The sequence below is a fragment of the Micromonospora tarapacensis genome, from assembly GCF_019697375.1.
Taxonomy (GTDB): Bacteria; Actinomycetota; Actinomycetes; order Mycobacteriales; family Micromonosporaceae; genus Micromonospora; species Micromonospora tarapacensis.
Window position 1 is genome coordinate 33,166 of the sequence record NZ_JAHCDI010000001.1, and the last position, 20,782, is coordinate 53,947.

The 20,782-nt window shown below is 72.5% G+C and carries 17 protein-coding genes and 2 pseudogenes; 4 read left to right on the plus strand and 15 right to left on the minus strand.

Features of this window, described 5'->3' with window-relative positions:
• Window positions 1-93: 93 nt before the first annotated feature.
• The 4 genes from KIF24_RS00145 to KIF24_RS00160 all read right to left on the minus strand — a co-directional run bounded on the left by KIF24_RS00145 (window position 94) and on the right by KIF24_RS00160 (window position 3,567).
• Entirely contained in the window at window positions 94-555 is a 462-nt protein-coding gene (locus tag KIF24_RS00145; protein WP_221082203.1) for an RrF2 family transcriptional regulator, read from the minus strand.
• Window positions 556-631: 76 nt separating this feature from the next.
• Window positions 632-1,513, minus strand: coding sequence for an acyl-CoA thioesterase (locus tag KIF24_RS00150; protein ID WP_221082204.1), 882 nt, complete (start codon window positions 1,511-1,513; stop codon window positions 632-634).
• Complete coding sequence (gene pyk, locus KIF24_RS00155; RefSeq protein WP_221082205.1) at window positions 1,510-2,958, minus strand: pyruvate kinase; 1,449 nt, start codon at window positions 2,956-2,958, stop codon at window positions 1,510-1,512. The genes KIF24_RS00150 and pyk overlap by 4 nt, the downstream gene beginning before the upstream one ends.
• A gap of 243 nt (window positions 2,959-3,201) precedes the next feature.
• Window positions 3,202-3,567: a YciI family protein gene (locus tag KIF24_RS00160; RefSeq protein ID WP_221082206.1), complete on the minus strand. Its 366-nt coding sequence runs from the start codon at window positions 3,565-3,567 to the stop codon at window positions 3,202-3,204.
• Between the two features lie 176 nt (window positions 3,568-3,743).
• Between KIF24_RS00160 and KIF24_RS00165 the strand changes: the two genes are divergently transcribed.
• Window positions 3,744-4,100 carry a hypothetical protein gene (locus tag KIF24_RS00165; protein WP_221082207.1) on the plus strand — a complete coding sequence of 119 codons (357 nt, stop codon included), beginning with the start codon at window positions 3,744-3,746 and terminating at the stop codon, window positions 4,098-4,100.
• Complete coding sequence (locus KIF24_RS00170; protein WP_221082208.1) at window positions 4,097-4,615, plus strand: hypothetical protein; 519 nt, start codon at window positions 4,097-4,099, stop codon at window positions 4,613-4,615. The genes KIF24_RS00165 and KIF24_RS00170 overlap by 4 nt, the downstream gene beginning before the upstream one ends.
• Here the strand turns inward: KIF24_RS00170 and KIF24_RS34220 are convergent.
• Both KIF24_RS34220 and KIF24_RS31985 read right to left on the minus strand, forming a co-directional pair.
• Complete coding sequence (locus KIF24_RS34220) at window positions 4,574-7,045, minus strand: CHAT domain-containing protein (RefSeq protein WP_331460974.1); 2,472 nt, start codon at window positions 7,043-7,045, stop codon at window positions 4,574-4,576. The two genes, KIF24_RS00170 and KIF24_RS34220, sit on opposite strands and share 42 nt — an antisense overlap.
• Window positions 7,046-7,158: 113 nt before the next feature.
• On the minus strand, window positions 7,159-8,667 hold the full coding sequence (locus KIF24_RS31985; RefSeq protein ID WP_230414681.1) for a tetratricopeptide repeat protein: 1,509 nt from the start codon (window positions 8,665-8,667) through the stop codon (window positions 7,159-7,161).
• A gap of 204 nt (window positions 8,668-8,871) precedes the next feature.
• On the opposite strand from KIF24_RS31985, the gene KIF24_RS00180 reads away from it, so the two are divergent.
• Entirely contained in the window at window positions 8,872-9,744 is an 873-nt protein-coding gene (locus KIF24_RS00180) for an aldo/keto reductase (protein ID WP_221082210.1), read from the plus strand.
• Between the two features lie 95 nt (window positions 9,745-9,839).
• Here the strand turns inward: KIF24_RS00180 and KIF24_RS00185 are convergent.
• From KIF24_RS00185 to KIF24_RS00195, 3 genes and pseudogenes are all read right to left on the minus strand, one after another.
• A pseudogene (locus KIF24_RS00185) lies at window positions 9,840-10,183 on the minus strand (lipase); the annotation flags it as partial.
• A 187-nt stretch (window positions 10,184-10,370) separates the two neighbouring features.
• Window positions 10,371-11,180 carry a TerC family protein gene (locus KIF24_RS00190; RefSeq protein WP_221082211.1) on the minus strand — a complete coding sequence of 270 codons (810 nt, stop codon included), beginning with the start codon at window positions 11,178-11,180 and terminating at the stop codon, window positions 10,371-10,373.
• Window positions 11,181-11,251: 71 nt separating this feature from the next.
• Window positions 11,252-11,980, minus strand: a complete 729-nt coding sequence (locus KIF24_RS00195; RefSeq protein WP_221082212.1) for a transposase family protein — start codon at window positions 11,978-11,980, stop codon at window positions 11,252-11,254.
• 472 nt (window positions 11,981-12,452) lie between these two features.
• Between KIF24_RS00195 and KIF24_RS00200 the strand changes: the two genes are divergently transcribed.
• A complete protein-coding gene (locus tag KIF24_RS00200) occupies window positions 12,453-13,568 on the plus strand; it encodes a tellurite resistance TerB family protein (protein WP_221082213.1) in 1,116 nt (371 codons plus the stop codon).
• A gap of 157 nt (window positions 13,569-13,725) precedes the next feature.
• On the opposite strand, the gene KIF24_RS00205 is transcribed toward KIF24_RS00200, so the two are convergent.
• The 6 genes and pseudogenes from KIF24_RS00205 to KIF24_RS00230 form a co-directional block, all read right to left on the minus strand.
• Entirely contained in the window at window positions 13,726-14,922 is a 1,197-nt protein-coding gene (locus KIF24_RS00205; RefSeq protein ID WP_221082214.1) for a restriction endonuclease, read from the minus strand.
• A 408-nt stretch (window positions 14,923-15,330) separates the two neighbouring features.
• Window positions 15,331-15,765 (minus strand): hypothetical protein, encoded by a 435-nt coding sequence (locus KIF24_RS00210; RefSeq protein ID WP_221082215.1) that lies wholly within the window; start codon window positions 15,763-15,765, stop codon window positions 15,331-15,333.
• 46 nt (window positions 15,766-15,811) lie between these two features.
• Window positions 15,812-16,075, minus strand: a complete 264-nt coding sequence (locus tag KIF24_RS00215) for a DUF6244 family protein (protein ID WP_221082216.1) — start codon at window positions 16,073-16,075, stop codon at window positions 15,812-15,814.
• 192 nt (window positions 16,076-16,267) lie between these two features.
• Window positions 16,268-16,708: a hypothetical protein gene (locus KIF24_RS00220; protein WP_221082217.1), complete on the minus strand. Its 441-nt coding sequence runs from the start codon at window positions 16,706-16,708 to the stop codon at window positions 16,268-16,270.
• Window positions 16,709-17,190: 482 nt separating this feature from the next.
• Window positions 17,191-19,775: pseudogene (locus KIF24_RS00225) on the minus strand (FtsK/SpoIIIE domain-containing protein).
• A 149-nt stretch (window positions 19,776-19,924) separates the two neighbouring features.
• A complete protein-coding gene (locus KIF24_RS00230) occupies window positions 19,925-20,725 on the minus strand; it encodes an SGNH/GDSL hydrolase family protein (protein WP_221082218.1) in 801 nt (266 codons plus the stop codon).
• Window positions 20,726-20,782: the final 57 nt, after the last annotated feature.

The following is a 20,782-nucleotide window of genomic DNA, read 5'->3' on the forward strand; positions in this document are numbered from 1 at the left end:
GGGGCGCCCCGGGTCAAGCCCTGATCGCTCGGTGAGATGTCCTCGCTGCCGGGAACGCTGCCGGCCCCGCCTGGGGCGGGGAGGCCGGCGAGGTCAGCTCCAGGCGCGGGGATCGGCCGCCAGCCTGGTGACCGGCTCGGGCAGCGTCCCCTGTGCCACGTCGGCCACCGTGACCAGTTCGAGGATCTGCCGTTCACTGGCCCGCAGGGCGATCCACACCTCCTGAAGCGCCCGGGCCGCGCCGTGGTAGCCCAGGTGCTCCGGGCGCTGGCCCCGGATGTTGGCCAGCGGTCCGTCGATCACCCGGATCACCTCGGCCAGGGTGATCTCCTCGGCGGGACGGGCCAACCAGTAGCCACCCTCGGGACCGCGCTGGGCGTGCACGACGCCGCTGCGGCGCAACTGCAGCAGGATGCTCTCCAGGAACTTCGGCGGGATCTGCTGAGCCCGGGCGATCTGGTCGGCGGTCACCGGGCGACCGCGCCCAGCCCCGGTCACCGAGGCCAGTTCGGTGACCGCTCGAAGGGCGTAGTCTACCCGGGCTGAGAGACGCATGACCGACAGGTTAACCGTCCGGTACCCAAATGTTCACCGGCGGCCGGTCGGTCCGCCCGGGTGTCCGTCGGCCGGGCTATTCGCCGACCCGGCGCAGCAGGCCTTCCTGCACGGCGCTGGCGATCTGCCGGCCGTCGACGGTGAACATGCGGCCGGTGGCCAACCCGCGGGCGCCGGAAGCCGACGGGCTCCAGCAGTCGTAGAGGAACCACTCGTCGGCCCGGAACGGCCGGTGGAACCACAACGCGTGGTCGAGGCTCGCCCCGACCACTCCGCCCGGCCCCCACACCTCGCCGTGCACCGAGAGCACCGAGTCGAGCAGGGTCAGGTCGGAGGCGTACGTCAGGGCGCAGGCGTGCAGCAGCGGATCGTCCGGAAGCTTGCCGTCGATGCGCATCCAGACCCGCTGGTGCGGGTCGGCCGGCCGGTCGCCGGGACGCACCCAGCCGGGCTCGCCCACGTAACGCACGTCGATCGGGCGGGGAATCTGCCCCCAGATGCCCAGCCGCTCCGGATAGCGGGCGAGCCGGTCGGTCATCGTCGGCACCGCCGCCGGCTCGGGCACGTCCGGCGGGACGGGGGCGTGGTGGTCCAGCCCCTCCTCCGGGCGTTGGAACGAGGCCGACATGAAGAAGATCGGCTCGCCGTGCTGGAGCGCGACCGAGCGGCGTACCGAGAAGGAGCGGCCGTCGCGGACGTTCTCCACCTCGTACGCGATCGGTTCCGCCGCGTCGCCGGCCCGCACGAAGTAGCCGTGCAGCGAGTGGACCACCCGCTCCGGGTCGACGGTGCGGCCGGCGGCGACCAGGGCCTGCCCGGCGACCTGCCCGCCGTAGACCCGCTGCGGGCCGACCGGCGGGCTCATCCCCCGGAACGACATGGCGCCGGTCGGCGCGAGGTCGAGCACCTCCAGCAGCTGGTCGACGGCGGCCTGGCCGACGAGCGTGCCGTCGGTCACTGCAGTGCCCGCGCCGACGCGGCGTCGACAAGCGAACCGAGCTGGTGCACCCGCAGGGTGTTGGTGGAGCCCGGCGTGCCGGGCGGGCTGCCCGCCACGACCACCACCAGGTCGCCGGGGTTGCCCCGGTTCAGCCCGAGCAGAGCCTGGTCGACCTGGCGGAACATGTCGTCGGTGTGCTGCACGAACGGCATCAGGAAGGTCTCCACCCCCCAGCAGAGGGCGAGCTGCGCACGCACCTCGGGCACCGGGGTGAAGGCCAGCAGGGGCAGGTCGCAGTGCAGCCGGCTCAGCCGGCGCACGGTGTCGCCGGTCTGCGAGAACGCGACCAGGGCCTTGGCACCGATGGCCCGGGCGATCGAGGAGGCGGCCACGGTGAGCGCGCCGCCGTGCGTACGCGGGTCGTGCTGGAGGCGGGGCACCGCGATCGAACCGGACTCGGTGGTGCTGACGATCTTGGACATGGTGCTCACGGTGAGCACCGGGTACTTGCCGACGCTGGTCTCGCCGGAGAGCATCACCGCGTCCGCGCCGTCGAGCACCGCGTTGGCCACGTCGGAGGCCTCGGCGCGGGTCGGCCGGGAATTCTCGATCATGGAGTCGAGCATCTGGGTGGCCACGATGACCGGCTTGGCGTTCTCCCGGCACAACTGCACCGCGCGCTTCTGCACCAGCGGCACCTCGTCCAGCGGCAACTCCACGCCCAGGTCGCCTCGGGCGACCATGATCCCGTCGAAGGCGAGCACGATCGCCTCGAGGTGGTCGACCGCCTCGGGCTTCTCGACCTTCGCCAGCACCGGCCGGTGCACACCGACCTCACTCATGATCGCGTGGCAGAGCTTGATGTCGTCGGCGGAGCGGACGAAGGAGAGCGCGACCAGGTCGACACCGAGGCCGAGCGCGAAGCGCAGGTCGGCGGCGTCCTTCTCCGACATGGCCGGCACGCTGACCGCCACGTTGGGCAGCGAGACACCCTTGTTGTTGCTGACCGGCCCGCCCTCGGTGACCAGGACCCGGATGTCGTTGCCGCTGACGTCGGTGACCTCGACGGCGACCCGGCCGTCGTCGATCAGCAGCCGGTCGCCCGGCCTGACCTCCTGCGGAAGCTTGCGGTACGTGCAGGAGACGCGGTCCTTGCTGCCCACCGCGTCGTCTCCCGTGATCACCACGGAGTCGCCGGTGCGCCACTCGTGCGGGCCGTCGGCGAACCGGCCCAGCCGGATCTTCGGCCCCTGCAGGTCGGCCAGGATCGCCACCGGCTGACCGGCCGCCTCGGCGGCCTCCCGGACGAGCCGGTAGACCGCCTCGTGGTCGGCGTGGCTGCCGTGGCTGAAGTTCAGCCTCGCCACGTTCATGCCGGCCTCGACGAGCCCCCGGATGCGCTCCGGTGACGAGGTGGCGGGGCCAAGAGTGCAGACGATCTTCGCGCGGCGTGTCACGCCCATCAGGCTAGTCTCTCCTCCAGGTCGGACCGCGGGCCGACCCCTTGCGCATGGCGGAACAGTTGTCCAACGGCACGCGGCTCAGGCGCGCGGCCGGCGGGCGTGGGCCGCTCCGGACGTCGATGGCGGGCAACGGCGACCGCGCGCCGGAATGGTACGCCCCCGGCGCCAGCCGGCACCGCGGCGCTCCACGGCGACAACCGGGAGTAGGTGGCCGATGACATGCGGTGAAGACCCCCGGTCGGCTCAGCTCTCGGTCTTGGCCAGCGGGAACTCCAGCGAGCCGGCCGGGCAGAGAAAGGTCATCACGTCCACCCGGTAGAGCCCGGCCCGCACCGCCGGGTCGGCCTCCATCACGCTGCGGACGTCGTCGACCGAGCCGGTGCGCGCCAGGCCGAACCCGAGCGGTGGGTCCGGCTCCCGGGCCGGCCCGTCCACCGCCCCCGCGAGCAGGACGATCCCGCGCTGCCGCAACGCCTGCATGTGCCCGGCGTGCTCGGCCTGCAACCGCTGAACGGTCTCGGCGGGCAGTGCCCGCCCGGCCGCGCCGGGATACAGCACGATGCACTCGTACGTGTCGAGTGCGAAATCGACCTGCGGCTCTCCTGACATGGCATTCCCTCTCCGCGGCCCGCCGACGCGGGGTGGCGCGCGCACGCGGCGGTACCGTTCAGCGTCGCACGGACCGCCCGGCCGTTTCCGACGCTCGGGCGATCCCGTCCCCGCCGACGCGGCCCCGGCCCACGCGCCGGATGACCGGTGGGCCGCCGGCCGCTACCGTGTGGACGGTGGCGGACGACCGGCGGCGAGAGGACACGACGGTGCAGGGTGCTGAGCCGGCGGCGGAGCCGCTGCCGTACGCCGAGGTCACCGACGCCGGATACGCCGCCCGGGTCGCGGAGACGTTCACCGTGCGCCAGTTCGGGCCGGCCGTGCTGCTCGACGGTGACTGCCCGCGCTGCCAACACCCGATCACCTGCCCGATCGTGGGCGAGGTCTACCGGCGGGAGGAGGAGGCGCCGACGACGGCCGACAGTGGCTACCGGACCGTGCTGTGCGGTTGCGCCGCCGACCATCCGGCGCGCCCGGACGGGCTGACCGGCTGCGGCGCGTACTGGACGCTGCTGCTGGAGGTCGAGGCGTGATCCGGCTGCGTCCCGGGCCCCCGGCGACGGTCGCCGACCTGCGTCGGGCGCAGGAGCTGGCCGGGCTGCTCCGCGGCGAGTTGGACCGGGTGCGGGCCGCCGCGCTGGCCTGGCGCAACGGCCTGGGCGGACTGCTGATCGCGCTGGTCGGCTTCGGCCTGATCCGGGGCCGCTCCGACGTCAGCACGCTGGCTCCGGGCTGGGGCGCACTGGTCGGAGTGCTGCTGCTGGCCGCGATCACGGCCGGGGTGGCCGGGGCACTGGCGCTGCTGCGGGCCGCGCACGGGCCGCTGTCGGTGACGCCGGTGGCCACACTCCCACCGGCCCCGCTCGGCGAGCATCGGGAGGCCCTCGCCGCGGCCCGCGCCCTGCGGGTCGGCGTGCGGCTGGTGCTGCTCTGCACCACCCTGCTCGTCGCGGCCGTGGGCGTGACCTGGTACGCGCCGGGGCACCCCGCTCCGGCCCCCGTGGGGTCAGGGGCCCAGGTGGGCGTAGCCGGCCCAGAGTTCCGGTAGGCCGGGCAGCGCGGCGCGCAGCTGCCGGACGGCATGGTGCAGGGCGGACGCGGCGCTCTCCGGGTCGATGCCGCCGGGCAGCGCCAGCCCGGCGTAGAGCTCCACGCACAACTGCACCGTCATCGCGTCGGAGATGGACCAGAGCGCACCGATCACGTGCCGGAAACCGGCGAGTTGGAACGCGGTGCCCAGGGTCAGCGCCTCATCCGGCAACCGCGCGCCGCCGCGCGCCGTGTCGCCGGCGGAGAGGACGGCGAGCGCGGCCGTGCTGCCGGCCGGCCGCCACAGGTCCCGCACGCGCAGCGATCCGCCCGCCAGCGCGAGCCGGCCCCGGGCCGGTGCGGCCAGGTCCTGGGTGCCGTGGCAGCAGAGATGGGCGACCGACGCTCCGGGCAGCGCGCCGAGCACCGCCGCGGGCGTGGCCGCCGGGCCACTCAGCGACGTCACGTGGGCCAGGTGCCCACGGACGATCGCCTCCTCCTGCTCCGCGCCCGGCAGGTCGGCCAGGCCCGGCGTCTGCGGCATCCCGACGAACAGGGCCGAGGTGACCGGTGCCGGCCCGGGCGGCACGCTCTGCCGGGCGCGCCGCAGCGCCCGCAGCGAGGCCGTGTAGGACGACACGACCCGGTCGAGCACCCCGTCGCCGCCACTCGACGGCGCCGCGGCGTGCAGCGGCAGCAGGGCGAGATGACCGGTCGGGCACCACCACAGCCGGGGCGGCTCCGAGCCGGCGCCAGGTGGCGCGGCGGCCGGGCCGAGCGCGTCGAGCACCGGGGCGGCGACCACCCGCCACAGCCAGTCCAGGGTCTCCGGGATCCGCCGCCGCAACGCCGCCCGACGTCGTTCCGCCTCGACCCCCGCGCCACCGGCCGTCGTGGTCACCTCCGCGAGGCCGACCAGGAAGTTCGCGAGCCGCACCTGCAGGTCGCCGAGGGTCAGCCCGGGCAACGGCACGAGTTCCACCCCGTTGCCGGTGACCACCAACGCGTCACAGCGCCGCGTGGCCACGTTGACCAGCACGACCGGACCACCGGCGGCCGACTGGGCCAGGTCGGCGAAGGGCGGCGGGCGCAGGAAGCCGGCCAGGCCGGGCAGCCGCCGGATCTCGGCCAGCACCTCGCGTCGGCGGTTGGCCAGCTCGTACCGGCCTTCCGGCCCTCGGGTCGGTGCCACGGACCCGGGGAACGGGGACATCCCGGCTGCTCCGGACGCCAGGGAGGGGGCGTCCAGTCCGTCGAGGGCGGCCTGCAGGTCGGCGAGCCGGCCGGCCAGCCGTGGTGCCCGCTCACGCAGCGCCGCCAGGTCGGCACCGGCGTCGTGGGCCCTGGTCAGCAGCACGCCGCGGCCGTACTCCAGCAACTCCACGGCGCGTTCCGGCCGGTCGAGCGCGATCGCCACCGCCGCGGCGTCGCCGGCCAGCCCGCGGAACTGCTCGAGCAGCCGGCCCTGGTCGTCGGGGTCCATGCCGTGCCAGGCGACCAGGTCGATCAACTCGATCGCGGTGGCGTAGCCGTCCAGCGCGGCCGGCAGGTCGCCCGACTCGGCGGCGAGGGCGGCGTACCGTCGGGCGGCGCCGGCCCGCAACAGCGACGGTGCCGCCTCGGTCGAGGCGGCCTCGCGCAGCGCGGCGATCGCCTCGGCCAACTCGACGGCCGGCAGTTCGCCGGAGCCGGCCGAACGGGCGGCGGCAGGTGCGGCGGGCCGGCCGGGGCCGGCCGGGGCCGGGCCGGCGACCCCGGCGTCGGCCGGCGACTCGACGTCCGCGGCGGTGCCGGCCGCCCGCGCGATCTCCTCGACGGCGGTGGCCAGGTTGCTCAGGCACATGGTCCGGTCCGGGTGGCCGGCGGGCAGCGCGGCGACCGCCGAGCGGTACGCCGCCAGCAGTTCGTCGGCGTCCCGGCCGGATCGGGTGGCCTGGAACCGCAGCAGCAGGGTGTTGCCGAGATTGGTGAGCAGCCGGCGCCGGTACGAGCCGGCCGCCGGCAGCGCCTCCTGGGCCCGCCGCAGCAACGCGATCGCCTCGTCGAGGGCGCCCGCCTCCCCGGTGAGCTGGTGCCGGAGCAGGTGGGCGAGGGCGAGGGTGCCGACGACCCGGGCGTACTCGTCGGGTTCGGCCTCCCGTTGCGCCAGCTCGGCCGCCTCCCGCAGCACCGCGACCGCCTGCGCGGCGTCGTCGACCGTGGCGGCCCGCTCGGCCTCCGGATCGCCCTCGCCGGCCGGCAGTGCCCGGTTGACCGCCAGCTCGGTCCGGCGGTTCAGCGCCGAACCGAAGTTCGCCAGGCCGGGCAGCCGGTCCGGGTGTCCCGGCGGGGTCGCCTCCACCGCCCGGCGCAGCATCGCGACCGCCTCGGTGAGAGTGCCCAGATCCTGGGTGCGGCCGAAGATCTCCTGCAAGGCCAGCCCCAGGTTGGACAGGTAGCGGGGCAGCATCGCCGGATCCACCGTGGCCGCGACCGCACCCCGCAACGCCGCCACGGCCGGTTCCAGCAGCTCGGGCTCCCCCGCCGCGTCGGCCAGCTCACGCAGCAGGTTGCCCAGGTTGTTCAGCAGGTCGGGCCGCACCGGATGCTCCGCCGGCAGCAGTCGCTCCGCATCGGTGAGCAGGGTGCGTGCCTCCCGCAGGGTCTGCACGCCGGCCAGGTCGGCGTGCCAGCGGCCGAGCGTGTACCCGAGATCACCGAGGCGCACGGCGCGATCCGCCGGGTCGGCGGCCCCCGCCGACCCCGCGCGCAGCAGCCGCAGGGCCTCCTGGAGGTCCTCGTGCCGGCGGTGCAGCAGGTAGCGGGACTCCAGCAGTTTGCCGGCGGCCTGCCCCAGCCCGGCCGCGTCGTGCCCGTCGAACCGGGGCCCGCCGCCGCCGTCCGGTACGCCTCGATCGCCGCGTCCAGATCGGCCGGGTCGCGCCGCCGCTCGTAGCGCTCGCCGACCAGCCCCGCCAGGGTCGCTCCGGCCAGGCCGCCCAGGGCGCCGCTGAGCCCGGCCGCCAGTGCCACGCGGTTGGCGTCGATCGCCGCGTCCAGGTCGCCGTCGGCGCCGTTGACCACGAAGCGCCGACCGGCCAGCGACGCGTACACGGCGCTCACCTGCGGGCCGGCCCCGGCGGACACCGCCTGTGCCAGCGCGTCGACAGCCCGGTCCAGGTCGGCCGGGTCGCCCCGCCGCCGCCAGCGTTCCCCCAGCCGCTGACCCAGGTTGGCCTGGGCCATCATCCTTACCGGTGACCCGTCGGGCGCGGCCCGCGCGGCGTCGCCCAGCAGCCGGACCGACTCGTCCAGCGCCGCCGCGTCGCCCACCGCGTCGAACCGGTCGCCGAGCACGTTGCCGAGGTTGAACAGCCGGGTCGGCCGCTCCCGGTCACCGGCCGGGGTCGACTCCAGACTCTCCCGATGTGCGTCGATCGCCGCCGGCAGCGACCGTGCCCGGCCGAGGTGCAGGTACTGGTCCCGGTGCACCCGGCCGAGCGCGGAGAGGTAGTGCAGCCGTTCCGGCGCACCGGACGGGGTCTCGGCCAGTGCCTGCTCCAGCAGGGCCTGGGCCTGGTCGGCCACCCGGTAGTCACCGGAGCGTTCGGCACCGCCCATCAGGGTGACCGCCTGGACGAACAGTGCGGCCGGCACGTCGTCGGCGGACCTGACCGGGCCGCTCGTGCCCACGAGGGAGCGTGCGGCGGGAACCCGGGAGGCGGGGCGGGGCGGTCCGGCCGGACCACCGGCGTCGGAGCCCGCCGGGCCGCTCGACGTGGGCACGTGCGTACGCAGCAGGGCCAGCAGCGACGGCGGTACCCGCTGCGGCGCCAGGGTGAGCAGCAGCCTGGTCAGCATGACGGCCTGGGCGAGGTCGGCGGCGGCCACGCCCGGCGGCAGGGCCTGGAACCGGTACCAGTGCAGACAGGCCAGCAGGAAGATGCCCTCGGCCTGCTGCTCCGTCACCGACCGCCCGATCTCCACCCCGTCGACCAGGTCCAACACGGCCTCCGCATCCCGGACCGCGTCGGCTTCCAGCACCCGCCGAGCGTCACCGGTGGCACCGAAGCCGTCCAACCTCTCGCGCAACCGCCGCACCGGATCGGACCTGAACCGTCGCCACATACCGGCCCCCCGTCGCAGGCATCGATGCCCTGTCAGGGGTAGCAGAGCGGGGGGTCGACCGCTAGCCCGAAGCCGACCGGAGAACGGGGTGGGTGCCGGCCGGCGGGTAACGGGTGCGGACGGGGGTTAGATTGCGTTGACCGCGAGCGACACGATGGGAACCGACACATGACGATCGACGCTGATGCCCGACCCGCGAAGGATGCCGGTACCTACCGCATCGGCGGGGATCTCCAGGTCAACCGGCTCGGCTACGGGGCGATGCAGCTCACCGGGCCCGGCGTCTGGGGCGATCCGTCGGATCCGGCCGAGGCGCTGCGGGTGCTGCGCCGGGCCCACGAGCTGGGTGTGACGTTCATCGACACGGCCGACTCGTACGGCCCGTTCGTCTCCGAGCTGCTGATCCGCCGGGCGCTGCACCCGTACGCCGACGACCTGGTCATCGCCACCAAGGCCGGTCTGGCCCGCGGCGGCCCGGGTGACTGGCGACCGGTGGGCCGCCCGGAGTACCTGCGCCAGCAGTGCGAGCTGAGCCTGCGGCACCTCGGCCTGGAGAGCATCGGGCTCTACCAGCTGCACCGGATCGATCCGGCGGTCCCGCTGGCCGACCAGCTCGGTGAGCTGACGCTGCTGCGTCAGGAGGGGAAGATCCGGCACATCGGACTGTCCGAGGTGACCGTCGAGCAGATCGAGGCGGCGCGCCGGATCGCGCCGATCGCGTCGGTGCAGAACCTGTACAACCTGGCCAACCGCGGCGCCGAGGACGTGCTCGCCTACTGCGAGGGCAACGGGATCGCATTCATCCCGTGGTTCCCGATCGCCACCGGCGACCTGGCCCGGCCGGGCGGCCCGCTGGACGACATCTCCGCCGAGCACGGCGCGACGCCCGCGCAACTCGCCCTCGCCTGGCTGTTGCGTCGCTCGCCGGTCATGATCCCGATCCCGGGGACGTCCTCGGTAACCCACCTGGAGGAGAACGTCGCCGCCGCACGGGTGCGGCTCACCGACACCGACTACCAAACCCTGTCCACCACAACCTGACCGGCCCACCCGCACCTGTTGATCATGATGTTGACGGCACCAACCGATCTCCACGCTGCCGCTAACCTCATGATCGACAGGCAAGGGTGGGTGGGTCACAGGGCGAGGCAGTTGGGGCGGATGGCGGCGTCGCGCAGTGCCTGCCGGACGACCGTGTACGTGGTGCCGTCCAGCACCAGCCCGAGGTGCCCGACGACGCGCAGCGGGCACTGGGACTGGATCAGCACGTTGGTCGCCCCGTCGGCCAGCCGGGCGTTGTCGACCGGCCGGACCAGTTCGTCCTGCCAGGTCCGCACGCGCCGGGGGCGTCGTCGCCCGCGTCGAGCACGGTGAGGAACGACGAACCGATGGTCATCTGCTGGCAGGCGACGACGCCGGCGCAGCTGCCGAGGCCGAGGAAGGCCACGATGTTGGCGACGTACGTGCCGTACCGCGGGGTTGCCGGGTGGGAGGCGGTGGGATGTCCGGCAACAATTCATGAACGTCAATAAGACGTTACGCACGGGTAGCGGCATTCCGCCATCGCCCCGGCCGGCTGACCGGATCCTGCACGCAGGGACCGTCCGCAGACGACGGACGCCGCACACGCCCACGTCGGGCGTGTGCGGCGTCGAGGTCCGCGCGGGTCAGCCGGCCGGCGTCGGCTCCGACTCGGGTTCCGGCTCGGTCCGGGCCGAGCCGGGCTTCACGTACGTCGGGTGCAACTGCACCGGCTGCGCCTCCTGCCGGAGGCGCTGCCGCGCCCGAACCCGCAGGTTGAGGACCTCCACGAAGATCGAGAAGGCGATCGGGCCGTACACGTAGCCCTTCGGGATGTGCTGGTCGAAGCTCTCGGCGATCAGGCTCGCGCCGATGATCAGCAGGAACGACAGGGCCAACATCTTGACCGTCGGGTGCTGGTTGACGAAGCTGCTGACCGCACCGGCGGAGACCAGCATGATGATCATCGCGATGACCACTGCGGCGATCATGATGGCGAGTTCGTCGACCATGCCGACGGCGGTGATCACCGAGTCGAGCGAGAAGACCACGTCCAGCACCAGGATCTGCGCGATGACGCTGCCGAACGAGGCGACCTTCTTGCCCGAGCGGGCGTGATCGGATCCCTCCAGATGCTCGTGGATCTCATATGTCGCCTTGCCGACCAGGAACAACCCGCCGAGCAGCAGGATCAGATCCCGTCCGGAGATCTCCTGCCCGAGCACGGTGAACAGCGGCGCGGTCAGGCCGATGATCCAGGACAACGACGCCAGCAGCAGCAGGCGGGTGATCAGGGCCAGCGAGATGCCGATCGTCCGGGCCCGGGCCTGCTGGTGCTCGGGTAACCGGCCGGACAGGATCGAGATGAACACCACGTTGTCGATGCCCAGCACGATCTCCAGCAGGAGCAGGGTCGCGAACGCGATCCACAGCTCGGGACTGGTCAGGAACTCCATGCCATCCTCGACTCTCACGACCGGCCGCCGGGTCGGCACCCGGACCATCGGCTGATCTGCACAATGATGAACTACCGGGCCAGCCGCCCCGCCGCAACCCCGCTCCCACCTGCGGCAGCGTGGCGGGTGAATCGACGGGGTCGGGGCGCCTCCTGGAACCACCACACCCACGCCGAGTCGGAGAATCGACAGGTGTTGTTACCAACACCGCGACGAGCGCGTCCGGCACTCATGAGGATCCGGCGAATAGATGTCCCCTGGCGAGCAGGATCCGTACGTGCTCCTCGGTGTCTCCCCGGAGACGTCGCTGACGCAGATACGTCGATCGAGGCGGCCGGTAGCAACCCCGCCGGGACCGGATACGTCACCGCCCGGGTCGCGGCGCGGCGTTGTTCGCGTTCGACCGGCCCGGCCGCAGCGGGCAAGACCGGGGCCGGGCTGACACCCCGCATCACGTCAACGAGATACCCGCTGACCGCCGCATCCAGGGCGTCACCGTCCAGCTTGGTCAGAACCCGGCGGAAGGTCCGCTCGCTGGGAACCACATACCGGCCGGTCAACGCGTCGTAGCGGGCGCCGATGCGGGCCAGGACCTCTTGCCCAGCACCGGTCGCCCACTGCCAGATCGCCGCCACCGAATCGTTGCCCACGACCAGGGTCACGCACGCGGCCAGCACCAGGATCACGACCAGCCGATGCCGGCGGCCCCGCAGGGCACGCGGGTCCGGCACCGCGGCGAGGCGGTCGCTGATCGGTTGCCGCCGCGGGTCCGTGTCCAGCGGGCCGCGACTCCGTTTCACGGCGAGGTGCTGCTGACGGCGTCACCGCGGGTCCCCCTGAGCACACACGGACCGACGACGAGCAAATCTACGGTCTGAAGGCGAGGCTCTTCGCCGCGAGCGCCCCTGCGCTCCGCTCGTCGCACCTGCCACGCGCAGCGCCCCGCCTGGCGAAGCTGGCTTTCCCGGCGCCGGAACAGGCAACTGGAGCTGTGCGCGACCACCCGAATCAGGAACCAGGGCAGCATCTCGGGCCCCAGAACCCTCGCCGCCGGCATCACAGGTAGGGCTTGCCCAAAGAGCCGGACAGGGCCTTGAACCGCCTCAGACGGATGCGGTGGAACGTGCCGCATGATCGGCCTAGAAAATGGGCCGCTCGACTCGATATCCGACCCCAGATGTTCTGGTTGTTCTGCACCGTGTTTGAGACACTAGCGGGTTCGGCCGAACCCAGCGCGCTGGCAACCCGCTGAACCTCCTGGAGGAACTCGCTATGACCGAAGCTCCGACTGGTACGGGTGACGCCGACGACAATGCCGCCCGGGAGGCTGTCGAGCGAGAGCGGGCCGAGCTGCGCCAGTTCATCAAAGGGCTGGATCCGCATGACATCAAGTCAGGCGACTGGTTCTCGAAGCTCGTCGCGCAGGCCCTGAGCTCCTACACCGCTAAGGTCGACTGGCAGTACTTCCAAGAGAAGTACAAGGGCGTACCGGCAGATGGCATCGTCGAGCAGCGGATCACGATGGCGTCGCGATATGCCGCGCTCGAAGGTGGGCTATCGGCCGGAGCGTACTCGGCGGCCGTTGCCGCCACGATCGGCAGCGGTGGTGGCGCGTCACCGCTTACTCTGCCGGCCGCTGGCGTGACCCTCATGGTCGACCTCACTTACATCACCCAGCTTCAGCTGCGCCTGGCCTACGACATCTCCGTGCTGTATCGGGTTCCGCTCGACCTGTCCGACCCGGATGACATGTGGAAGCTCATTCGTGTGGCCTTCACGATCAAGGGCGGAGAACTGGCACGGGAGGGCGTCACCAAGGCGGTCCCTTTTGTGGTGCGTCCGTTGATCAAAAAGTTCTATTCCAAGACCGTCCTGACCGCGGCGAAAGGGCTCCCCATCGTCGGGAAGCACCTCTTGCAGCGCAACGTCATCAAGGTCGGTATCCCTCTGGTCGGCATTCCCCTCACCGTCGTGCTGAACCGCTACACGACACTGGTCGCTGGCCGACACGCGCGAGCCGTACTCCGTAACGAGGCGCGGGTGATCGAGCTCGCCGTGAGGCTGAGCACCGGAAGTCAGTACCCGCAGCTGATGCTGTGGGTCGCATGGCTCGTCATTACAGCGGACAACAAGATCGGCGACGATGAGACGCTGCTGATGAAGCACCTGGTGCGAATCGTCCGCGACCTGCACGGGGTAGTCGACGAGGAACTAGCCAACGTCGTCGACATCGACCCCGACGATGTGTGGAAGCGTCTGGACGCTGAGCCCGGAGACCTGACCGAACTCCTTGACGTCGCCAATCGGGTGGCCACGGTAGACGGCGATCTCACCGCACGTGAGAAGGAAGTCATTGCCGAGCTTCATGACCGCTGCCGTCGACACTGACGGCACTGCCTTCTTCCGTAGCCTTGGTGGTCTGGCCAGCCTCCGCCTTCACTTCCCGTGCAACGTTCAACGAGTGGCGTGTCGAGATCGTAATAGACCCGACGACCGCGTCGCTCGTCGTGCCGTTCTGCCACGCACGTATCAACCTGCCTACCGTTCAGTTGTAGAACGAGTCCAAGGTGTCAGGATCAGGCTGCTGCCGGCCGTCACCACCTGGATACGACACCCCCATCTCTCGGAACCAGACGTGGGCCATCAGTTCCGTGTGGTGGTAGTAAATTGCTGCGGAACGCAGCGCCTTGGAGGTGCTTGGCCCAGTGAACTCCCGCGGCGCCCCCTCTATCTTCTTCCACGCCATGATGAGATATCGGACTGCCCGGTCGTGGTGCCCCGAGTATCGACCGGTTCGGCCGGGTGCCTCCAGATCGGTAGCCGCGATCGCCGCCCCGATCCGGTCGACGACATCTTGGACGTACTTCCCGACAATTTGCCGCACGTTGGCCGCCTGGACCACGTCCGGATCATGGACGCCTGCATCGGCGAGTTCGGTAGCCGCATCACCGACCGGTGATATCGTCCCGTCCGGTCTGATCGTGAATAGGCTTACGCCGGCCTCCTTAGCCGCCTCGCACGCTGCGGTCGTGTACCCGGAGGTCGAATAGAACAGGTGATGGGCTGTATGCGGCCGGGCACCACGCAGTTGACGTACTAGAGGAGAACCTACTGGCATTGCCTGCATCTTTACCTGTGCGACACCCGCCCGAGAGACGACATCGAGTCCACCATCACGATTGCCACCGGTCAGCTCTGCATCGGAGAAGCCAAGCGCTCGCATGTGGGCGGTGGCGATCTCCTCACTCGTGCGCCAGTCGGACGGCAGGAGGCGCTGCGCCGTCGCAGCCTTGCTTGTGGCCGCGCCATCAAGCTCGGGAAGCGCAGGTACCTCAGGGTGCTCGGGCAACAACATGATCTCATTGGCTGCCCCGTTTGTGATGAGCCGTACCAGTTGATCCACGTCTTCGTTTTCTGAGAAGACCTTGAAACTGACTTCGCGACCGTCATCAGCCGTGCAGGCCAAGGCACAGCCGACGTTCGGCCAGGATTTGGTGCTGCTCGCCATCAAGCCCGGCCGTCCTGGGCCGGTGAAGACCACGACCGCGCCGATAGCGCGTTCGGCGAGGATCCACCGGCGCATGGTCCGGACAGCGATAAACGGAGCTGTACCCTCGCGGGTCAGCTTGGCGGCTACGACGCAGTCCTGAGAATGGAACTCCACGGCGGCTTCAGCGACGATTTCAATATGATCGTCCGGATCGACCGCAGCCAGCACTCGCGCGCCGACCTCGGGGTTCAACGGTTCGGCACCAGGCGTACGTAGATAGGTCCGGTAAGCCCACGCCGCCCGGGTATCTTCCTTGAGCGGGTCCAAACCACGGCCGGTGGGCACAGCGGCCGGAGTCGATGAGCTGGGAGAATGCTCCGTCACACGCCAGGGCACCGGAAATGTCCTCACCGAATTGCCCCGCCATCCTGTGGAGAGATCCTGGTACCAGGGTCCCGGTTGGTGAGCGTCGGGTCGCCGATCGACACATTCGATGATCCGATGCGGGTCGCCGACCGACCGCTTGCCGGATGGAGCGCTCGCCGCCAACTCGGATCTCTTCAGTCTGCCTATGCGAGCACCGCGTGGCGCAGGGTGATCCGCCACACCGAGAAACGCGTACGCTGGCTGCGTTGAGCACTCGCGGGCCACCCGCCCGCGTCACACCGTGCCGCTGCTGCTCCCGGCCCGCACGGACAGGGCGGTCGGCAGGAGCGACTCGCTGAGCTCCGGGACCGTCAGCACGCTGACCGCGACGCCGGGTTCGACCAGCCAGAACGCCTGGACGCCATCGGTCAGACCGAGGCCGTCACCGTGCGGGAACTCGACCAGCCGCCACTCGACGGGGTCACGCTCGTGATATCCGCAGAGAAAATCCCGTAGGGCGGTCAGGTCGGTCAATCGGTCCCCGCGCAGCACGTGGACCCGCAGGTCCGCACGGTAGCCGTCCGGCACCTGCCGCTCCCAGACCCGGCTGGCGAAGCGTACGTCGTCCCACTCGCTGGCGAAGTCCGACACCTCGTCGCCGACACCGACCGGCACCTGCCCGATGTGGAACCCGTCCAGCAGCCCGCCGTCACACGTCTCGTCGCTCATCCCACCGCCCCCGTCGCACTCTCGATCCGATCCCGACGATCCCGGCTCAGCTGCCCAACGCGCGTACCTTGGCGATGGTCTCCTGGACGTGCTGCCTGGCGGGCTCATTGCCCTGTGCGGCCTGCGCGAGCGCCTGCCGGTACGAGTCGATCATGCTGATCAGCGGCCCGCCGGCGACGCCCTGCAAGGCGCCCGCGACGAGCTGCCGCGCCTCGGCGGCGTCCTGGGCCGCTGCCGCCGTCTTCGCCTTCGCCTCGTCCAGCTTCTGGGCGGCCGCCGCCAGCCTGGCGATCATCTCCGCTGCACTCACACACCCTCCCCCCACGCTCGCCCACCCGACCACAAAGGAGCCTACGAGATCCGCACCCCCACCGCGACCGGCCTGGTCCACTCGCGCCGATCATGCAGTTGTGGCGCCGGAATGCTCCCCAATGTCCCACTTGTCAGGCACCACAACTCCAAGATCGCCACGTCGCTGGGGGTGGGGGGAGCGGCATTGGGGTTAGCGGAGGGTGCGGACGAGTAGGAGGTAGCCGCAGTAGGCCAGCGGGACGGCCAGGAAGCAGAGGAGGAAGCCCAGCACGGGATAGCGTGGCGGGGTGGCGGCGCCCACGGCGGGCCGGCCCCAACGGCCGAGCACCAGCCAACCGCCGATCAGCGAGACGGCGGGCAGGCCGGCGCACATCCAGGCGTAGAGGGTGAAACCGTCGACCACGCCAATCCCGGAGGCGAGCACCATGACCAGCATGAGCACCACGGAAACGGCGGCGAAGCCGAGGTAGACGGCGACCGCCCGGGCCATCGGCGACCAGGTCGGCAACAGTGCCGGCCGCTGGGCGAGCAGCTCGGCCAGCTGCCCGTGCCGGTCGGCCTCGTCGGCCCACCGCCGGGCCAGTTCCAGCTCCGTCGCCGGATCGACCTCGCCGCCGCGCGGCGCCGGCACCCGGCCGCCGTCGAACTCACCGCCACCGGAAGCGCCCGGCCCGACTCCCCCACACCCGTTCGCGGGTACGCCTCGACACCCGGCCACCCCGGCGCGGCGGCTGCGCCGCCGTCCGGCGCCATCCCCGGTTCCGGGCCGGCGCCGGGGTGCGCGGACGGCGGAGACGGCGGACCCGGCGTGGACGGACCGGGCGGCGGAGCAGGCCACGAACCGGGCGGACCCGACACCGGCGGACCCGACACCGGCGGACCCGACACCGGCCGTGGGCCCGCTGGGGCGGCGGCGTCCGGCGCGACGCCGATGGTGCGGCCGAGGTGGTCGAGGCGCTGCCCCTGGGCGACGAGTCGCCGGTCGAGATACTCCACGGCGGCGCCGAGGTCGCGCCGCCGGTCCGCCTCGACGGCGGCACCCTGCTCGCCGGCCCGCTGCTGCACGGCCAGGTGGCGGGCCAGCGCCGCGTACTCCTCGAAGGTGGACACGCCTCACTCCTGCCCGTCGGGAGAATGCGCGTCACGGACGAACGGCACGATCAACCGGACCCGCTGGTCGTGCCGGTCCACCAGCAGCGCCCGGTCCGCCCGGGGCGTGTACGCCAGGTCGTGCACGCCGAGGTGCAGGCCGAGGTCCGCGCCGGGCACGTTGAGGGCGACCAGGCAGGCGACGTCGTCGCGGTTCTGCGTGCCCCCGAGGTCGTCGGCGAGCCGGCGCAGCCCACGCCACCAGCCGAGCAGGTGCACGCCGTGGCCGGGCCCCTGTCGCAGCAGGGTACGCAGGTCGTCGTGGCCGGAGCGGAACGTGCCGGGGTCGTTCTCGCCGAGCAGCCCCGCGGCGGCGTCCATCCCGAACACCACCAGGTAGCTACGGCCCGGCGACCCGGCCGCCGGAGCGTCGTCGCCGGCCGTCGCCGGTGGACCGGCGTCGCTGCCGTCCGGTGCGGCGGCGAGGGCACGGATCCGGTCGCGCAGCGCGACGGCGTCGAGCCGCTCGACCCGGTGCCCGGCGGTGGTCAACGTGGCGGCCGTGTCGTCGGCCGCCGGGTCGGCGGCGGCGACCAGCGCGGCGAGCAGGAACACCACCTCACCGGGCGGGTGCTGCCGGGCCAGGCTCAACGTCGCCGCCCGCAGCACCTCGGCACCGGCCGTGGCGGTCCCGACCACGGCCAGGTGCCGCCCCGGCGCGGTGTCCATGATGAAGAGCGCGGTGGTGCCGTCCACGTCGACCGTCCGGCCCACCAGGGCCAGTGGTCGCCGGCCGCCGGGACGCAATCCGGTGAAGGTCGCGTCGTCCTCGACGCGCGCGGTGTCGTACCCCCGGAAGACCGACGGTGGACGGGCACCCGACGCGCGGGACTGCCACAGGTCGTGGCGCAGCCGGGTCAGCTCGCCGGTGGCGGCGTGCGCGTCGGGGAAACGGATCACGGTGTTCGCCCCGGCGGCACCGGCGGCGGTGTTGACCACGGCCGAGCCGACCGGCAGCGTCGCCGCGGCGTCGTTGAGCTGGTCGAGCACTCCCCCGCCGCCGGGCAGCGCCACCCGGAGCGCGAACTGGCCGAAGACCGCCTCGGCCCGGCCGTAGAGCGCCTCGATCCCCGTCGTGCTCTGGCTAGCCAGCACCAGGTGTACGCCGTACGAGCGGCCCTTGCGGGCCAGTTCCTCCAGCAGGTCCACCGACTCCCGGGCGAGCGGGTCGTTGCCGGCGAGCAGCACGTGGAACTCGTCGATGACCGCGACGATCCGGGGCACCGGGGTGTCGGCCGGCAGGTCGGCCAGTTTGGTGACGCCGTGCCGCTTGAGTGCGGTGGCCCGCCGGTGCAGTTCCCGGCGCAGCTCGCGCAGCACGGCGACGCCGTACTCCCGGTCGCTTTCGATGCCGACGGCGCGGGCGTGCGGCAGCCACGACGGGTCGCGGTCGGTGGGCACGAATTCGGTGAAGCTCACCCCCTCCTTGAAGTCGAGGAGATAGAGCTGCAACTCGGCCGGAGAGTAGCGGGCGGCCAGCCCGTAGAGGACGTCGAGCAGGAATACCGTCTTGCCGGCGCCGGTGCGCCCGCCGACCAGCCAGTGCGGGGTGGCGTCGTCGAAGGCCATGCCGAACGGGTCGCGTCCGGCGCGGCCCACCACCGTATGCAGGCCGGCGCGGGCCGAGGCGGCCCAGCGCCGCCCGGGCAGCAGGTCGGCGAAGTCGACCTGCTCGCCGCGCCGGGCGGCCTCGCCCAGGTGGGTGGCGAGGGCGGCGACCGATGCCGGCGGCGGGTCACCGTCGAGGACCACCGGGGCGGACAGGCCGGTGCCGTCGGCGCTGAACGGCGCACCGGGCGGGTCGCCGACCCGGGCGTACGCTCCGGTCAGCCGCAGCATGGTGGTGGCACCCAGTGGCGGGGCTGGCTCACCCGGCCCGGCCGGCGGCCAGCCGCCGAGCAGCACACAGACCGCGGCGGCCGGTCCGGCGTGGGTGAGGGCGGCGAGGCGGGCGGCCTCACGTGGCGGCGGGACGGACGCGGCCACCAGCAGCAGCAGTTCCTGGTCCGGCCGGTCGGCCTGGCGGGCGGCGCGGGCATGCCGCTCGGCGGCGTCGAGCAGTGCGGCGACCTCCACCTCGGTGGTGGCCGGCGGGTCGACGACACCGGCGTCGAGCAGGGGCGCAGCGGGCCGAAGGTCGCGCCCAGCGCGGCGGTGTCCAGCGCGGCGACCCGGACGCCGCCGGGCGCGGCGGTGGCCAGCAGCCGCAGGACGAGCGCACGCAGCATCCCGGCCACCACCGGGTCGCGGGCGTCGCCGTCGATCGCCAGGTGGTGCCCGGCGCCCAACGGGAGCAGGACCGGGAAGCCGCCGCCGGCGGTGACGGCCGCACCGACGCGTACGGGCACGGGCCGGTGGGCCAGCGGCAGGCCGGGCGTCGGGGTGGCCAGCGCGGCGCCGACCCGGGCCAGCCGGGTCAGCAGGTCGGCGTCGGCCGGCGGAGCCGGCGGTGCCGCGCTGCCCAGCGCCGCGCGGGCGGATTCGAGGTGGGCCCGGGCGGCCCGGTGGGCGGCGACCGCCTGCCCGTACGCCGACGCGAGCCTGCCCAACCTCTGCTCCTCCGCCGACGGCCGCCTGGTCCGGTGAAACCCTAACGGACGGCGGCGATCCGGGCACGGTCACGAACCGGACGTGTCGGGCGGCGGGGACGTGCCGCGGCCGGCGGTCCTGATCGGACCGCCGGCCGCCACGGTCTCCGTCAGCCGGTGACCGCGTTGAGCGCCGGCAGGTAGCCGTACCGGTAGCCGTCGGCGTTGGGGTGGTATGCCTCGATGATCCCGGTGACGTCCCGGATCCACGGCTGGGCGCCGCAGACGCCGTGACCGGCGAACGTGGGCCGGGTGTCGGCGAAGGTGGCGCCGGCCGCGGCGGCCCGGTCGGTGGTCACCGCGGCGAGGACGTCGGCGGCCTCGTTGAGCAGGGCCCGCTTGTGGCTGCTCATCGCGAACAGGCCGCAGTAGCCGGTCTCGAACAGCCGCGGGTAGCCGAGCACGACCAGCCGGGCGTTCGGCGCCCGGTCCCGGATGGCGGCATAGGTGCCGTCCAGCCGGGACGGCAGCGTGCCGGTGGCGAACGCCTTGGCGGCGTTGACCGCGTTGGTGCAGGTGGAGGTGCTGCCGAAACGGCAGCTGGTCATCACGTCGGCGAAGCCGGCGTCGTTGCCGCCGATGGTGATGGTGACCATCGTGGTGGTGGCGCTCAGCGAGCCGAGCTGGTTGTCGAGCACGTCGGCGGTGACCGCGCCACCGCAGGCGGGGAAGCGGAAGCTGGCCACGTCGTTGGCGGCGGCCCACAGCGGGGCGTACGACTTCTGGCTGCGCAGGCAGGTGGACAGGTCGTACGGGCCGGCGCCGACGCCGGAGGAGTACGAGTCGCCGAGGGCGACGTAGTGGATCGGCGCGGCAGCCTGGGCGACGCCCGGAGCGAGCAGCGCACCGGCGGTGGCGGTGAGGAGGGCGACCAGCGCGCTCAGTGCGCGGGCCAGCGGACGGTGTGGCATGGGGACCTCCACGGGGGTGGTGGTGGAGCCCGAGGACCGCGCGCGTGGCCAGGGGTG

Excerpts from the sequence above, each read along its gene's own strand:
- KIF24_RS00145 (WP_221082203.1), bottom strand. The coding sequence starts at position 555 with ATGCGTCTCTCAGCCCGGGTAGACTACGCCCTTCGAGCGGTCACCGAA.
- pyk (WP_221082205.1), bottom strand. The coding sequence starts at position 2,958 with ATGGGCGTGACACGCCGCGCGAAGATCGTCTGCACTCTTGGCCCCGCC.
- KIF24_RS00160 (WP_221082206.1), bottom strand. The coding sequence starts at position 3,567 with ATGTCAGGAGAGCCGCAGGTCGATTTCGCACTCGACACGTACGAGTGC.
- KIF24_RS34220 (WP_331460974.1), bottom strand. The coding sequence starts at position 7,045 with ATGCTGCCCCGCTACCTGTCCAACCTGGGGCTGGCCTTGCAGGAGATC.
- KIF24_RS00180 (WP_221082210.1), top strand. The coding sequence starts at position 8,872 with ATGACGATCGACGCTGATGCCCGACCCGCGAAGGATGCCGGTACCTAC.
- KIF24_RS00190 (WP_221082211.1), bottom strand. The coding sequence starts at position 11,180 with ATGGAGTTCCTGACCAGTCCCGAGCTGTGGATCGCGTTCGCGACCCTG.
- KIF24_RS00200 (WP_221082213.1), top strand. The coding sequence starts at position 12,453 with ATGACCGAAGCTCCGACTGGTACGGGTGACGCCGACGACAATGCCGCC.
- KIF24_RS00210 (WP_221082215.1), bottom strand. The coding sequence starts at position 15,765 with ATGAGCGACGAGACGTGTGACGGCGGGCTGCTGGACGGGTTCCACATC.
- KIF24_RS00230 (WP_221082218.1), bottom strand. The coding sequence starts at position 20,725 with ATGCCACACCGTCCGCTGGCCCGCGCACTGAGCGCGCTGGTCGCCCTC.